General features: G+C 32.5%; 14 protein-coding genes. 5 read left to right on the forward strand and 9 right to left on the reverse strand.

Annotated elements, in window-relative coordinates; genetic code table 11:
* Positions 1-96 precede the first annotated feature (96 nt).
* Both OZP08_RS16095 and OZP08_RS16100 read left to right on the forward strand, forming a co-directional pair.
* Positions 97-300: a hypothetical protein gene (locus OZP08_RS16095; protein ID WP_268847096.1), complete on the forward strand. Its 204-nt coding sequence runs from the start codon at positions 97-99 to the stop codon at positions 298-300.
* On the forward strand, positions 293-844 hold the full coding sequence (locus OZP08_RS16100; RefSeq protein ID WP_268847097.1) for a DUF8465 domain-containing protein: 552 nt from the start codon (positions 293-295) through the stop codon (positions 842-844). Before OZP08_RS16095 ends, OZP08_RS16100 begins: the two co-directional genes overlap by 8 nt.
* Positions 845-960: 116 nt before the next feature.
* Here the strand turns inward: OZP08_RS16100 and OZP08_RS16105 are convergent, their stop codons facing one another.
* Positions 961-1,911, reverse strand: coding sequence for a hypothetical protein (locus OZP08_RS16105; protein ID WP_268847098.1), 951 nt, complete (start codon positions 1,909-1,911; stop codon positions 961-963).
* Positions 1,912-2,204: 293 nt separating this feature from the next.
* Here OZP08_RS16105 and OZP08_RS16110 point away from each other — a divergent pair, with 293 nt between their 5' ends.
* The gene (locus tag OZP08_RS16110; protein WP_281322316.1) at positions 2,205-3,101 is read left to right on the forward strand and encodes an EamA family transporter; all 897 of its coding nucleotides are present in this window, start codon (positions 2,205-2,207) and stop codon (positions 3,099-3,101) included.
* Positions 3,102-3,125: 24 nt separating this feature from the next.
* Positions 3,126-4,247: a cysteine desulfurase family protein gene (locus OZP08_RS16115; protein ID WP_281322317.1), complete on the forward strand. Its 1,122-nt coding sequence runs from the start codon at positions 3,126-3,128 to the stop codon at positions 4,245-4,247.
* A 134-nt stretch (positions 4,248-4,381) separates the two neighbouring features.
* Here the strand turns inward: OZP08_RS16115 and OZP08_RS16120 are convergent, their stop codons facing one another.
* The 8 genes from OZP08_RS16120 to OZP08_RS16155 form a co-directional block, all read right to left on the reverse strand.
* Positions 4,382-5,353 (reverse strand): MlaD family protein, encoded by a 972-nt coding sequence (locus tag OZP08_RS16120; protein WP_281322318.1) that lies wholly within the window; start codon positions 5,351-5,353, stop codon positions 4,382-4,384.
* Between the two features lie 211 nt (positions 5,354-5,564).
* The gene (locus OZP08_RS16125; RefSeq protein WP_281322319.1) at positions 5,565-6,317 is read right to left on the reverse strand and encodes an ABC transporter ATP-binding protein; all 753 of its coding nucleotides are present in this window, start codon (positions 6,315-6,317) and stop codon (positions 5,565-5,567) included.
* A gap of 5 nt (positions 6,318-6,322) precedes the next feature.
* Positions 6,323-7,105: an MlaE family ABC transporter permease gene (locus tag OZP08_RS16130; RefSeq protein ID WP_281322320.1), complete on the reverse strand. Its 783-nt coding sequence runs from the start codon at positions 7,103-7,105 to the stop codon at positions 6,323-6,325.
* Between the two features lie 188 nt (positions 7,106-7,293).
* Positions 7,294-7,587, reverse strand: a complete 294-nt coding sequence (locus OZP08_RS16135; protein WP_268847100.1) for a chaperone modulator CbpM — start codon at positions 7,585-7,587, stop codon at positions 7,294-7,296.
* Positions 7,588-7,672: 85 nt separating this feature from the next.
* Positions 7,673-8,575: a J domain-containing protein gene (locus OZP08_RS16140; protein ID WP_268847101.1), complete on the reverse strand. Its 903-nt coding sequence runs from the start codon at positions 8,573-8,575 to the stop codon at positions 7,673-7,675.
* 196 nt (positions 8,576-8,771) lie between these two features.
* Positions 8,772-9,908 (reverse strand): phospholipase D-like domain-containing protein, encoded by a 1,137-nt coding sequence (locus OZP08_RS16145; protein ID WP_268847102.1) that lies wholly within the window; start codon positions 9,906-9,908, stop codon positions 8,772-8,774.
* Entirely contained in the window at positions 9,898-11,004 is a 1,107-nt protein-coding gene (locus OZP08_RS16150) for a site-2 protease family protein (RefSeq protein WP_281322321.1), read from the reverse strand. The genes OZP08_RS16145 and OZP08_RS16150 overlap by 11 nt, the downstream gene beginning before the upstream one ends.
* A gap of 148 nt (positions 11,005-11,152) precedes the next feature.
* A complete protein-coding gene (locus OZP08_RS16155) occupies positions 11,153-13,804 on the reverse strand; it encodes a patatin-like phospholipase family protein (RefSeq protein WP_281322322.1) in 2,652 nt (883 codons plus the stop codon).
* A gap of 210 nt (positions 13,805-14,014) precedes the next feature.
* On the opposite strand from OZP08_RS16155, the gene OZP08_RS16160 reads away from it, so the two are divergent.
* Positions 14,015-16,732 carry a M16 family metallopeptidase gene (locus OZP08_RS16160; protein WP_281322323.1) on the forward strand — a complete coding sequence of 906 codons (2,718 nt, stop codon included), beginning with the start codon at positions 14,015-14,017 and terminating at the stop codon, positions 16,730-16,732.
* Positions 16,733-16,957 lie beyond the last annotated feature (225 nt).

Here is a 16,957-nt window from a genome sequence, read left to right on the forward strand (position 1 = left end):
ATAAATAAAAAAGATTACATATTTCGTAAGACTTATACTCAATTACATCTTGACGCTATTTATTTTCATAACAATGAGTCAAAAAGTTTAGTATTTTTGAAGACTGAAAATGAAATGATGAAAAAAATTATGATTCCACTAATGGTTGTTGCCATTGGTGTTGCTTTATACGAACAGTCAAGTGATGATAAAAATGTTTATGTTATGGTTATTGCCATAGTCGTTTTTATGATGTGTATGATGCGATTGAGTAGTAAAACTCCAAGTAAAAATCAAGATAAAGAAGAAGACGATGTTTAATAAAGGAGATAAGGTTTCGGTACTGGATGAAGCGGTAGATGGTGTTGTTTTGTTTGTAAAAGACAATGTGGTGACTATTGAATCTGCAGATGGATTTATTATGAATTTTGCTGCCAATGAACTCATCAAAATAGGTGAAGCTGGTAACTTGATGGAAAACATAAAAGGGATGAACATCAATGAGATCAAGAAAGAAAAAGAAATTCCAAAACCACGCAGTTTTGTAAAAGAGAAGAAAGACAGACATGAATTACCTGTTCCTGAATTTGATTTGCATATCGAAAAACTGGTACCTAACAAACGTGGAATGTCTAATTATGACATCTTGACTTTACAAGCGGAAACAGCCAAACGCCATATTGAATTTGCAATTCGCAATAGAATTCCAAAGATTGTTTTTATCCATGGTGTGGGAGAAGGCGTGTTGAAATCAGAATTGGATTTTTTATTAGGACGCTATGATAATGTGATTTTTCAAGATGCTAATTATCAAAAATACGGTTCTGGTGCAACCGAGGTATACTTTAAGCAAAATACTAAATAGTCTCGCACTCTTTAGATAAAAAAAAACGTCAATTCTCTACTATTATGAAAATTGACGTTTTTTTCGTTTTATCAAGTTCTTTATACAAAAGAAACTTGGCGTAAATATTTTTTTGCTTATTTGGTCGTTTGTAATTCCCCGTATTTGTAACTGTTTCCTAGCTGAAAATTACTATTCCCTTTTACCAGCGTTACATTTTTGAGAACTATAGTGTGTATAAAACTATTAGGACCATTGGTTGCTGTAGTCACTTCTATAATTCCTCCTACTCTACCTAACCATTCCTGACTAACTGTTGGTATCGTTGGAACTGTTGCTTGACAAAAATAATTTGACGATACAATTCCATTAGTAAATAAACTATACACTAATTTGTTTACAGTTGCTCCTATTACTCCAGTTCTAGGGGCACCCGCAGGTGTAGCTTCGTTGATAATCAATGCTGGATCAATATTTAATGTAAATGATTCACTAGCGCTAAAATCATATACCTGACCATTATTACTACATCTGTTTAAAAGTCCGCTAAAAGCAAAAGGCAAAGGATCTGCTGTTTTTGTGTAATCACCAAAAGGAAAAGTTTCATAAAACTGACTGGTACCATCTCCTTTATCGAAAGTAATGTTTCTGAAAACAATGCTATTATTATAGCCTGTTATCCTAGTACTATTATTAGTTTCATCTAATTTCTTAATATCGGTTGTAACAATTTCTATCTTACCTGATGATGCCTTCCACTGGCTGTTTACATTTGGTGTGGCTGGAGGGATTATATCACAAATATTTCCTGAAACTACTTTACCATTATAAAAACTATAAACCACTTGATTTGTTGCATTTACATCAAGGGTAATAGGTGTTCCTGGATCTGTTGGGTTTTGGGCAAAAGTAGTAGATGGGACATTTAAAATTAAAGATTCATTTTCGTTGAGTTTATAAAGCAGATTATTTGTTGTACAACTTTGTGTTTGCACAGCCGAAAAATCAATTTTATCTACTATTAAATCACCATCATCACAACTGCTTAATGCAATTGCACAAATTAAAATCCCTAAAAATCGTTTCATTATATATTATTTTAAACAAAAGTAGAATTTTTAATTTGTTTCCTAAACTTTACGAACCAAAAACGTACATTTTAACAAAAAGTATTGCTGAGGTGTAAAGTTTTTTGGAATAATGATTTGGATAAATATTAAACTTCATAACAATCAAAATACATGTATTTTCAAGCCAGATACTGAAATCAATGTCTTGAATTTTGGATTATAGCTGCTTAATTTCCCAGATTATCAGCTACTTATTAAAGACATTGATTCCCTACAGAATTCCTTATCTTTGCACCGAATTTTACATTTCAATGAAAAAATACAAATACTACTTCGCAGCTTTTTCGGCATTCTTTATCTGGGGATTTTTCAGTTTGGCTTTAAAACCAATATCCAATTATCCCTCTTTGGATATACTATTCTACCGTGTATTTTTTAGTGTACTTACCATGACTGCCATTAATCTTGTTTTTAGACAAAAAAACATCCGCAAAAATTGGAATGATTTTAAAGTAATGCCACAAAAGAAAAAGAAAACCATTGTAACACTAACCTTGGTAGGGAGCTTGATTTTGGCTTCTAATTGGTTTATTTTTATTTATGTTGTCAATCATATCAATGTAAAATCGGGTTCACTAGCATATCTCATTTGCCCTATTCTGACAACTGTTTTTGCTTACTTTTTGCTACACGAAAAATTAAGCAAATGGCAATGGATAGCTGTTTGTATAAGTACATTTAGCTGTACATTGTTGTCTTTAAAGAATCTACACGATATTTTTTACAGTTTGGTTGTTGCTTCAACCTATGCTTTGTATTTAGTAAGTCAGCGCAAGAATAGCGAAATAGATAAATTTTTGGTTTTGAACATACAGTTACTTTTTATCTCATTACTAATTTTGCCATTTTACCCAAAATATAGCGGCACAATCCCTACGGAACCTTTATTTTACGCTTGCTTATTTTGCATCGTTGTGTTTTTTACCATTATTCCGCTTTTTTTAAATCTCTATGCTTTAAAAGGAATCAACTCATCTACGGTGGGAATCCTAATGTACATTAATCCAATAATCAATTTTACTTTGGCTATTTTTCATTTTAATGAACAAATAACTGTTCTTCAAATGATTTCTTATTCCTTAATTTTGGTATCAATTATTATTTTTAATGAAAAAATAATACGATCTAAAAAAAAAGCCTTACTATAATTGAAGACGCAAACTCTATTCAAAATGAAAAAAGTATATCTCGATAATGCCTCTACTACTGCTCTTCGTCCAGAAGTAATACAGGAAATAACCAAAGTATTGACTGAAGATTATGGTAATCCATCCTCTACCCACAGTTTGGGGCGTAATGCAAAAAGTATCCTTGAACTTTCCAGAAAATCGATTGCAAAGCAACTGAATGCTACTGCAGCCGAAATTATTTTTACTTCTTGTGGTACTGAAGCCAATAACTGGATTTTGCGATCTGCCATAAAAGATTTGAAAGTAGAGCGCATCATTACCAGCAAAATAGAACATCACGCTGTTTTACACACCGCTCTAGAATTACAAAAAGAATATAGCATTCAAGTAGATTTTGTAAACGTAAAACCCAATGGAGAACTTGATCTAACCCATTTGGTCGAGCTATTATCCGAAGAAAAAAAGACTTTGGTTTCTTTGATGCATGTCAATAATGAAACCGGAACTATTTTAAATCTAGAAAGAATAAGCCAGATTTGTCAAGAACATAAAGCATTATTTCATTCGGATACTGTACAATCCGTTGGGAAAACCAAAATTGATTTGCAAGCTATCCCTATCGATTTTATAGTAGCCAGTGCCCATAAATTTCATGGTCCAAAAGGAGTCGGTTTTGCTTTTGTTCGAAAAAATTCCGGAATACAGCCTCTACTTTTTGGTGGGGAACAAGAAAAAGGACAGCGCCCAGGAACGGAAGCCGTGCATCAAATTGCAGGAATGGCTGTGGCTCTAGAGCTTTCTTACCAAAATTTGGAAGCTGAAAGCAATTACATTGCCTCATTGAAAAACTATACCATTGAAAGACTGAAAGCTGATTTTCCTGAATTTAAAATCAACGGAGAAAATACCTTATATAATTTACTCAATGTTATTTTGCCTTTTGATGAGAGTAAAACTTCTATGCTTTTATTTCATTTAGACATGAAAGGAATAGCAGTTTCTAGAGGTAGTGCCTGTCAATCCGGAAGCATTAGACCTTCTCATGTATTGGCAGAAATGTTATCAGGAGAAGATTTAAAAAAACCAAGTTTACGCATTTCTTTTAGTCACTATAATACCAATGAAGATGTTGATTTATTAATTGAAGGGTTGAAAAGTATTTAGAATACACTTCTGAAAAGTAAATTTATAGATTTGATTTAAGACGCTAAAAAAACGAATCAATAAATTAAAATTGCCACAAATTGATTTCATAGAAGTCAATTTGTGGCAATCCATTTTTAAGAAATTAAAGTTTTTTATTGTGGTTTCTTTTTTTCCTTTTCCTGTTTTTTGAAATAGCCTCTCAATAAAAAATTATGTTTCATAGCTTCGAGATCCTCATTAAGAAGCAGAGTTGCTTTATTTAAATTTGTCACTGTAGAATCTATTTTTTTTACCAAATTAGGATCGTTGGACAAATAATTTATTGCACCTTTTCCGTTTTTGATGTTTGAAATCGCGCCATTCAAGTTGGTAACTGCTTTGTTTATCTCTTGACTGGATTGATCCAAATTCTCAACAATGGCTTTTATTTTTTTAGCAACAGCAGGGTCATTCAGTACTCCAATTACACTATTTTTATCACTCAAAGATACCACTATTTTATTTAGATTATTAACTGTTTCAGTTGTTCCTTTGCTCGTCATTTTAAGATTATTCATAGTTTGTTTCATATCTGAAGCCATGATTGTATCATTAACTAAGGCTCCTAAAGTCCCCTCTCCTTGCGTTATTTCTTTGGTTATTTTAAGTAAATCGGCTGTGAGAAGTGCAGCATTTTTATTGGTCACATTCAAAGTTTTCATTAGGTCATCAGTACGAATACGCTCCGAAGATTTAATTATATCACCTGGTTCAATTGATGGTTGATTCCCTTTTCCGGGATTGATATTAATAACTTTACTACCCACCAGTCCATCAGAACCAATAGTTGCAACAGCGTTTTTCTTGATATGAGGAAAAATAGATTCATCAATAACCATATCAACACTTATTGTCGAATCATTTATCATTTCGATACCACGAACGGTTCCAACATTGATACCTGAATACCGAACGTTATTCCCCAATTGCAATCCATTTACATTATCGAAAATAGCAGTTAAGTGTTCTGTTTTTCCAAACATTTTCTGCTTGCTTCCAACAAAATAAACAACAAGAACAAAAAGAGTTAGTCCTATTAGAACAAAAATGGCCAATTTGATTTTTTCTGAAGCTGTTTTTTCCATTTTTTATATTAGTTTCTAAGCTATTAAAACTATAATCCACTAAGGTTCAAATACCTAAAAGCAAAACAATTATCTTAAAAGCTGAATTAGTTTAGTAGTATTTACGAACTCATAAGGCTATTTTTTTAGCTAATTCATAGCATTCCTTTTTTTAATTCAATCACCAGCATTTCAAAAACTTAGAATTTTAGGCACTCAATTTCTTAGCATCTTATTTAAAGAAAGCTTTCACTTTTGGATCAGTTGAGGCAGCTAAACTTTCAAAGGTTCCTTCGGCATAATTAATACCGTCTATCAATAAAATCATTCGATTTGAAATCATTCTGGCACAATCTACATCATGTGTAATAATTAGGGATGAGGTATTATACTTTTTCTGGATAGACACCATCAGCATTAAGATTTCTTTTGAGGTGATGGGATCTAATCCTGTTGTAGGTTCATCATAAAGAATAATTTTTGGCTTTAGAATTAACGTCCTTGCCAAGGCTATTCTGCGCTTCATTCCCCCTGAAAGTTCATTAGGCATTAGATTAATAGTATTTGCCAAACCAACGCTTTCCAACACCTCCATAACTAGCGAAGTGGTGTCTTCTATGACTCCAAATTTTTTGGTGTGTCGCCTCAAAGGAAATTCAAGGTTTTCCCGTACCGACATCGAATCGTAAAGCGCGCTTCCTTGAAATAGAAACCCTACCTCGGTTCTAAGTTCGTCTAGTGCCTCTTGGGACAATTTACTAATATTTTTTCCCATGACTTCTATACTACCATCATCTGGTTCCTCTAACCCAATGAGACATTTTATCATCACGGATTTACCAGATCCTGATTTGCCCATAATAACCAAATTTTCTCCTTCCTTCAATACCATATCAAAACCATCCAAAACACAGTTGTCACCAAAGCTTTTTTTCAAACCTTTGATAATAACTATTTCCTTCCCTTGTCCTGATTTTGATTCCATATTATTTAAACACCGTAAAAAATATTAGCAATAAAAACCGCTATAAAGTCAATTATAAAAAGCAACATCGAAGAAAAAACTACCGCTGAATTTGCTGCCAGCCCTACTCCAGCTGTTCCTTTCATACAATTATAGCCTTTGAAGCACCCTACCAATCCTATAGCAAAACCAAAAAAGAATGTTTTAATGGTTGACGGAATCACATCAAAAAATTCTAAATGATTAAAGACTTGGGTAAAATATAATAAGAACGACACATCCCCTTTTAAATTCTCTACCATCAAAGATCCCAATAACGCTACCGCATCACCAAAAAAAACCAAAACTGGAAGCATCAAAGTAGTGGCTAGTATTCTGGTTACTACCAAATATTTGAAAGGATTTGTTCCGGAAACTTCCATAGCATCTATTTGTTCGGTTACACGCATAGATCCCAATTCTGCTCCTATTCCGGAACCAATGCGTCCTGCACAAATTAAGGCGGTAATTATAGGGCCAATTTCCCTGATTATTGAAACACTTACCATTGCCGGAATCCAGGAAACTGCACCAAATTGTTGCAATGTAGGTCTGGATTGTAACGTAAAAACCAACCCTATAATAAATCCGGTTACACCAACAAGCAATAATGAACGGTTACCCATATTATAGCATTGTCTAAGAAATTCTTTGAATTCTAAGGGAGGTTTGAAAACTTCTTTGAAAAAACGACCTGAAAAATAAGATAGCTCGCCTATTTCCAGAAGAAAAGCTTTGAATAATTCTATAATTCTAAAAACACTATTCATGGAGTTTATGAATTAATTTTGCAACTATTCTATGATTAGCTTCAAATGATTCACTTAAGAAATAAAGAACTTTCGTCCCTTAATTATAAAAAAGCCTGTCAAATCATTTTTAATACTAATTTTACTCAAATATACACATATTATACTGATTTAGTTCGAATTACATCCGTAAATAAATTAGTTTGCTTTTAGCTTTCATACAATCTTAATCTATTTTTAGTTGTTATTAGATCTTTTTGCAAGTGGTCAATTTTTTGCAGAAGATTAAAAACCACATCAATTCCTTCTGGATTTAATTCTAATTCATGATGCATTCGTACTATTCGCTCTATATCTTTTATCTGGTCTTTGTGAATGTATGGTGATTGCTCAATGATTTCAATTTCAATCAAACCCATTTCACTGAGTTGGGTAAAGAAATAAAGCTCGACTTTATAATATGAGCAAACAGTTTCTAAAAGGATCAGGTTTTCAGTATTCATATATGTGAATTTTATTTTTTAGTGATCCTAAATATGGCATCCCCTAATCTCTTTTATTAGTATGAATTATTCATTAATAGCTATTTCATATTTTTCTAAGCTTCGATAATTCCATGAATAACTCTTTTTCTCTTTCGGTTAGGTCGGTAGGTATCATAACTTGATAGGAAATATACAAATCTCCAAATTCTCCTTCTTTTTTATAGATTGGAAAACCTTTTCCTTTAAGTTTTACTTTGGTACCATTTTGGGTTCCTGCTTTCACTGTCAGTTTTACTTTTCCGTCAAATGTATTGGCAGTTATTTCTCCGCCTAAAACGGCTGTATATAAATCTATTTCAACGGTGGAATATAAATTGTGCTTATCAAGTTTAAAATTAGTCTGATTCTCTATGCTAAAAGTAATATACAAATCCCCATTGGGTCCACCGTTAACGCCTTCGCCTCCTTGCCCGCTTATTTTTATGATTTGACCATTTTCTACACCTGCAGGAATGGTCAATCGAATAGTTTTACCATTTATTGTCAGAGTCCGTTTGTGTGTGGTATAGACTTCTTTTAAGTCAAGATGCAATTCGGCATTCAAATCCTGTCCTTTAAAAACAGAATTCCTACGGCTATCTCTTCGCGCTCCCCCACCAAACATGGACTCAAAAAAATCTGAATAATCTCCAGCACCACCAAAACCTCCACCAAAATTACCTGATTGTCCTCTGCTTTGGTATTGTTGCTGTTGTTGTCTTGCTTTTTCGTATTCCTCACTATGCTGCCAGTTTTCACCATACTGGTCATACTTTTTACGATTCTCAGGATTCCCCAAAACCTCATTGGCTTCATTGAGTTCTTTGAATTTCTTTTCAGCTTCTTTATCGTTAGGATTTAAATCAGGATGATATTTACGTGCCAATTTTCGGTATGCCTTTTTGATATCTGCATCCGATGCACTTTTATCAACTCCTAATATTTTATAATAATCTATAAATGCCATTTTACTTCGATTATCAAATTTGGACAATGATGCGAATATCTATTTTGAGTAATAAAAAAACAAAATAACAACTGAAAATGAAGTGATTATACACTCAAATTTAATCATTTTTTTAATATTAAAAGATGAACTAAATGTTTTATTACAAGATGTTATTTCTTTAAAAACAGGAAACATATAAAATTGGCTTTACATTTTATAAACTATCGAATCTATGATAGGGCAAATAAGTAATTATAATTTCGATTGTTCTTGACAGTCGATATGACAACCAGTTAATCAGTTTTGAAAATAAACTATCCTTTAGTTTAAGGGTTTCGGGAGTTATTTTTTGAGACTGCGAAATAATATTGTTGAGCTGCGATTGAAATTCTCTGGAAAACTTTCCCGAAAAAATCTCTACATTCAGTTCAATACTTGCGTAAGAACTTAAATTATTGAGATTAAAAGAACCAATCGTTGTCCATTTACCATCTATTACCATTGCTTTTCCGTGTAAAACAGATTGATTCCATTCATACAACTCCATATTGTATCGAAGAAGTTTAGCATACAAATAGCATGTAGCCCGCCGAACTAATGAAACATCTGATATTCCCGATAAAATCAATTTAATCTGCACTTTATTTTTAGAAGCTATTTCCAAAGCTTTAACTATTTTTCTGCCTGGCAAAAAATAACTCCCCACTATAATAATTTCTTTTTCGGCATTTTGAATCGATTTTATATACGCAGCAGCTATTTCATTTTTCCTTTTCAACCAATCGTTTTGAAGGAAAGCAACATATCCGCCTTTTGGGATCAAAACTTTGGGCATTTTTTTCCGTTCCTTTTTAAAATAAACTGCTCTGGAAAAATTTTGTAATGCCGCTAAATCTCCTTTTAGCTCTACTGCAAAATCCAGCCAAGGCAATTCAATTTCGGCTCCCTTGTATTTATTGGCAATATTAATACCTCCTATTAGTGCCGTTTTAGCATCCGAAACAATTACTTTATTATGCAATCTTCTGCCAATATAAATAGAATTCGCTGAAAACATGGGTGAAAAAAACCGAATGTTAATACCAATTTCCCTCAGTTCTTCTATTGTTTTTGAAGAGAACGAAAACGATCCAAAAGCATCTAATACTATATATATTTTGACATTGCGCAATGCAGCTTCTTTCAATGCAGCTATAATTTTATTTCCTATCTCATCTTCATCCAAAATATACATCTGAATATGAATTTCTACTTTAGAATCAGTAATAATGTGCTCCAAGCGCGAAAAATAATCTTCCCCACTATGGACAAGACTTAAACTTTCTATAGTATTAATTGATTCAGTATTCATTAGCATGATTTTGTTTTGCCTTTATAGAATTTATCAATATAAATTCAGAAAGATTATCTGCATCTAAAATCCCTGCAAGTTGGTTGTTTTCATTGACTATTAAAACGCTACCTTTTTTTTCATACAATTGCTCTATTACTTTTTCTAACTGGGTATTTATATCAATGTAAACTAAACTTCTATCCATCACATTATAAATATACTCCTCCTCTCCTTTTTCAGAAAGGGCTCTAATAATCTGATTTTTGTTTAATGTTCCTACGAGCTTATTATTCTGAGTCACCAGAAACTTTCTGTGCTCACTTTCCAGAAGTATGGCTATTGCTTTTTTTATTGTATCATCTGCCTCGATAGTTTGATACTCTTTCATGACCACATCTCTTACTGTATATCCTTTAAGTAAATTTTTGAACTCAACCGATTCTGTTTCAATTTGAGCCGAAAAAATGACAAATAAACCAATGAGAATTAAAATTGGATTAGTAACAATTCCGATCAAAATAAAGCATAGTGCTATAAACTGGCCTACCCGAGCTGCAATTTGAGTCGCTGTATTTCGATTCATTCTAAAAGACAGCAGCGCTCTCAATACCCGTCCGCCATCCATTGGAAAAGCGGGAATTAAATTAAAAACGCCCAATGTGAGGTTTACAATGTAGAAATTAAAGAAAAAATTATTAGCATTGATACCACTAGACATCAAAACCAATAATTCCTCTGTGTCTTTTGGAATCTCAATAAAAAATAAAGTTATAAATGCCAATGCAAAATTTACTAAAGGCCCAGCAATTGCAACTACTAACTCTTCTAATGGATTTTCTGGCAATCGCTCCAAACGGGCAATTCCCCCAATGGGTAAAAGCGTAATGTCTTTAGTCTTTATATTGTATCTTTTTGCGGTTAAAGCATGCCCCAATTCATGCAATAGAACGGTAATAAAAATGCATAAAATGAATAATACTGACCATGCAATTTGTATAGAATTTTGCCCATTCCTATAATTTATAAAAATAATAAACGCGATAAGTAGGGTAAATGTCCAGTGTATAAATATACCAATACCCGCAATGGTTCCAAGTTTAAAAAGACCTTTCATTTTATATTGTTTTTATATTTAGACACTCAAAAAGAACCCATAATTTAAAAAACACTTCTAAAACTGATTTTCTTTTTCACAAATACAGTTTAGACAACAAAACAAAAACTATGAACGGAAAAAATCGTTCTATTTATTATTAGTTTTCTCATTTTATTTTTCCCAATCTATTATACAAAGGATTTATAAATAAGATATACAAATGGGATAACAACCAACCAAAGGTTAATCCGAAAAACAAAGCTACTTTTCTCTTTATAATACTTTCTATATTAATAACTCTAGCCAAAAATTTAGATAAAAATCCACCTAAGAAAACTAAAATCACTATTCCTATGAAATTATAAGAAACCACAAATTGACATATTGGAGTCGCATTATGCCAGTTCACAATCAAAACATACAAAACGTACAACATGAACACACAACCAAGTCCTAATATGGAATAATTGAATGCTTTTGACAATCTAATTATTTTAAAAGGAACAAAACAACTTACTTTCAATTGCTCAACGAGTTGCTTTTCTTTTGCGGGAAGCGTACAACTCTCAGCAACTTTTAAGAATTTCCAATTTGTTTTTTTTGAGGTATCTCCGCTATGATCGTGCATTATTTGTTGATAACCACTATACATTAAAGCATAGGCTTCTATGTCATTGAACGAGTCAAGATCGGTTCTTACTTCACTAAGCCCTTTTTGAATTTTCGTCATTAAGCCATATTTCAAAAGCGAATTTTCATCCTCAATTTCTTTATCGTATAAAAGACTTCTGTTGACATCAGTGCAATTTATCCAACTAATAGGAAGTTGAGATAATCCGTTCTTCAAATGGGCAATAATCAGTTTATCGACAATTGAAGTGTATTTGCGGGCTTTTAAATCTATCAATTGAATCTCTCGCAAACGTTCTTGCAAAATAGTATCCATTCTAAAAAACAAAGACACAGCATTGGCAGTATTTTTAGTATTGTTATGCATTTGGGCACTTCCATCACTTATAATAATCTCATTACACTCCTGCTCTAAAATTGATGTAATTCCTTGATTATCATGCACACCGCCATCTATTAATTCTAAATCAATATTTTTATACAATCCTTTTAGTACCAAGGGTTCAAATAAGACCGGAATACAAGACGAAGCTGCAACGGCATAGCCTAAACTAAATTTTTTATATTCATCTGGTGCATTATCATAATACATCCTTCTTAAACGGGGTTTTACATCAAAATCATCCGAAATATACGTAGGAGGCTCCCCCATCCAGGAGGCAGTAAATTGCCAGTTATGTCCTGTATTTACAGATGTTGCGTTTAGAATTAGCTGTGGTACTTTATTGGTTCGTTTCCAATTATCATTATTGTAATTAAATTTTTCATTGTTAAAAGGAGTAATTAGCAAATCACTCATGTATATCGAATCCGTACTTTTTAATTGCAAATTTTTAGCAATCAATGGCTTATAAAAATATTTTTCGTACAGTTCACCCAATCTATTAGAACGAGAATAGGGACCTTCTTTCAACATTTCAATATTTTTAGAAAAACTGGTCAATAAACGCATCCGGATGTTCTTTTGTACCGCATCTAGAAATTCTTTTTCAATTTCTTTTACCAGCTTTATATAATCCTCATGAATAATATCTTTATCAGCTTTATTTTCGTACAATTGCTTTATTTTCAGATAATAAAATGCTCCAATCACAGATCCTCCTGAAACACAAGAAATCACCTCAATATCTTTTAGTTTCCCTTTATCTGCCAATGCAGCCAAAACACCTATATGAAATAACGCGGCTCGAAAACCGCCACCTGACAGCCCCAATCCTACTTTTCGTTGTTGTTTTTGTCTGCTAAATGCCGCACTATTTTTTTCTTCAGATCGAAGATTTAAAGCCATTAAGCAACGGTTTTGCTCTTCTTCTATAATCTCATTTTTATGAAATGGGTTAATGCTTGTTGCAAGCTGATTTTTTTCAATTTTTTGAAAATATGCCAAATTATAAATTTGCTTGCTAAACGTTTTAATTTGCCAATTTTCTTTTTTGTCTGCTGTATAAAGTGCGATGTAATAAAGCGCTTCTTTGTATTTCCTAAGACCAAAAAAAGCTTCGGCTAGTGCAGGATATAATTTTTCTTTAGATTCAATTTCTGCTCTAAATAAAGGTTTACCTGTGCCGCCATCATTTACATAGGCATGAATAATTTCTTTTCTAATATCTTGGGCTGTTTCGAATCGCTTTATAGTCTCACTCGTGATTTCTGTGGTTTCTGAGAGCCGCTCTAAATTCTCTATTACGATTAATTCATTGAGATGTGCATAATTCACCGCAGCATTAATACAATCGGTTTCCGAATGTATGGATTTATGTGATTTGCTTTTCCAGATCTGATATCCTTTTTTATAATAAGCCCTTGATTGCAATAAATTATGAAACTGATGATCAAATCTCCATTTGTGTCTATAAACTTCTCCTGCCAAACTTATTGTTTTACAGTTTCTAGTATGTTCTAAATCACAAAATGATTTTAGAACATTTATCGCTTTTTCAAATTTAAAATAGGAAGATAGTGTTGTGTCTTTGTATATATTCTCAGCTAAATCCTGATAATCAGATAGTTTTATTTCAATACCAGCTGCTTCATTATCAGCAATTTTCTCTAATAATATCTCTGTAGCATAGCCGAATTGCTCATACTGTATCAGTTTTGAATACAAATCCTCAAAATGAATAGAATTTGAAATGTCTTCACCTCTCAAATAATTTTTAGCAAATTCTATCGCTTGCTTTTTCTCCATAATTTAAAAAATTTATCATCAACAGATGACTGCCGATACTATTTCTTATTTTTTCTGTCTGAAAACATTCTATAAATTTAGAAAAAAATAACAGAATGAAAGCAATTATAAATACTAAACTACATGTTAAATACAAATTATTGTTAAAAATAAATTGCATTCAAAATAAAATGTAACTTCGTGGTATTAACTTACAAAAACCAAATTTTAATGAAAAAAATATTTTTTGCAATATCATTAGTTGCCACATTAATAAATAGTTCCTATGCACAGGAAGCAACTTTTGTTACTTCCGTAGAAGGAATAAAAGAATATAGTTTACCCAACGGGATGAAAATTTTATTAATTCCGGACGCTTCACAATCGAATGTTATTGTGAATATCGTATATGGAGTGGGTTCACGTCACGAAGGCTATGGGGAGTCAGGAATGGCACATTTGCTAGAACATATGTTATTCAGACGCTCATCTAAATTTACAGATATCAAAAAAGCAATTGCTGATAAAGGCGCACAAGCTAATGGTACTACCTATTATGACCGTACCAATTATTATGAAATTTTACCGGCTACAGATGAGAATTTAAAATGGGCTCTTGAAATGGAAGCCGACAGAATGACTACATCGGCTATTCTTCAATCTGATTTGGATACCGAATTTAGTGTTGTTCGAAATGAGTTTGAAATTGGTGAAAATGATCCATCTGGAGTACTAAACGAGCGTATTCTTTCAACAGCATATTTGTGGCATAATTATGGAAAATCAACCATTGGTAGTAAAGAAGATATAGAACGTGTTCCTGCAAGTCGTCTAAAAGTTTTTTATCAAAAATATTACCAACCTAATAATTCCACACTTATCATTGGAGGAAAATTTGACGAGAAAAAAACACTTTCCTGGATTAAAGACTATTTTGCTTCAATCCCAAAATCAAAAACAGATATTGAACAAACCTATACTGTTGAACCTCCTCAAGACGGTGAACGATTTGTAGAATTAAAAAGAAATGGCGATATACAATACATCGCTATGGCTTATCACACTCCAAGTTATTCTGATAAAGAATTTGCTGCTAATAATGCTTTAATTTCAATATTGACCAACAATCCATCTGGTATTTTGTACAAATCATTGGTAGAAACTAAACTTTCTACTGATGTATATGGTTATACAGTTAGCTTAAAAGACCCGGGATTTAGTTATTTCTCTTGCGAAATTGCAAAAGATAAAGACATTAATGCCGTTCAAAAAGCCTTTTTGGAGACTATGAACTCTGTACCTCAAATGACTTTTACTGAAGAAGATCTTAAACGTGCCAAAAATGAATTGCTCAAACAATTTGAAAATACTTATAACAAGACCATCAGTTTATCGATAGCGCTGACAGAACTTGTTGGAGCTGGCGATTGGCGCTTATTCTTTATAGACAGAGATAATATCGAAGCCTTAACTGTTGCCGACATTCAAAACGCCGCCAAAAAATACTATTTACAAAGCAATAGAACTTGGGGACGTTTTATTCCCGAAACTACTAGCCAAAGAACAAAAGTAAATAACACTAATGATATTGCAGCCCTTGTAAAAGGATACAAAGGAAAAGCAATGGAGGAAAATGCCAATACTTTTGAAACTTCGGTAGCCAACATTATAAAATCAACCGAAGAAGGAAAACTGGCTTCGGGAGGAAAATACGCCTTATTGGAAAAACCTGCTAAAGGGAATAAAATCGAAGCCCGATTGTTGTTGAGAATGGGTGATGAAAAATCATTAAGCCAAAAATCAATGATTGCTAATTTAACAGCCAGTATGTTGAAATTAGGAACTAAAACCCGAAGCAAAAAAGACATCAATGACCAACTTGACCAATACAAAATCAACTTAAGTTTGGGCGGATCTGTAGATGGTTTATACGTAAGAATCAGTACTGATAAGGCCAATCTAAACAATGCCTTAAACTTGGTACAAGACATTCTAAGAAATCCATCATTTGATGTTAGTGAATTTGAAAAATTAAAATTGGAAACCAAAAGCGGATTAGAAGCTAATAAAAGTGAGCCACAATCCGTTGCCAGTCAAGAACTGACAAAATTAACCAACCTGTATCCTAAAACACATCCTTACTATTTAGAATCAATTGATGAAAGTCTGGCAACATTAGATAAAATCACTATTGAGGATGTTAAGTCATTCTATGCTACTTTCTATGGAGGATCTAACAGTATTTCGTCTTTTGTAGGAGGAATTGATAAAGCACTTATTAAAAAATTCTTGAGTAGCACTTTTGATAAATGGAGTCCAAAAATTGCTTATAAAAGAATCTCAAATCAGTATTTTGATGTGAAATCAAGTGATAAAACCATACAGATCAATGACAAAACCAATGCAGTTTTGCTTGGAAAAGTAAATTTGAATATTGGAAAAAGCAGTCCGGATTATCCTGCTGTAACAATGGCTAATGAATTATTAGGAGGTGGTGCTTTCTTATCTTCAAGAATACCACAGCGTTTGCGCGAAACTGAAGGTTTAAGTTATGGTGCAGGATCTTACTTGCGTACAAATACAGTAGACCCAACTACAGATTGGGGAATTTATGCTTTTTACAACCCAACAATGAAAGAGAAATTAATTACTGCTCTAAATGAAGAAATTGAAAAAGCAATTAGTAAAGGTTTTACCAAAGAAGAATTTGACAGTTCATTAAAATCTTGGTTACAAAGCAGACAAATGACACTAGGAAATGATGATTTTTTAGTTCGCGAACTAAGAGATAATATGGATAATGGTCAAACTTTTAAAGATTACGAAGTTTTTGAAACCAAAACTAAAAATCTAAATGTTCAACAAATAAATACAGCTTTGGTCAAATATTTTGATCCAAAAAAATTCGTAATGGTTAATTCCGGAGATTTTGCTAAAAAGCAACTCTAAAATCATTACGTTTTAGCTCCTTAATTAAGAGCTGAAATCCCCTTATAAGAGGTATTGAGCAATCAATACCTCTTTTTTTATATCAACCCTTTTACTACTAACTTTCCTCAACATTCTTAAACTTGCATTCCTAATTATTTAAAACCAAAACAAAGCATAATTTTTAATTTCAATTCACCAGTATTTTGTAATTTTATATGCACTATTCGCTACAATAAAAACGCT

It is taken from the genome of Flavobacterium aestivum, assembly GCF_026870175.2.
GTDB classification, from domain to species: Bacteria; Bacteroidota; Bacteroidia; order Flavobacteriales; family Flavobacteriaceae; genus Flavobacterium; species Flavobacterium aestivum.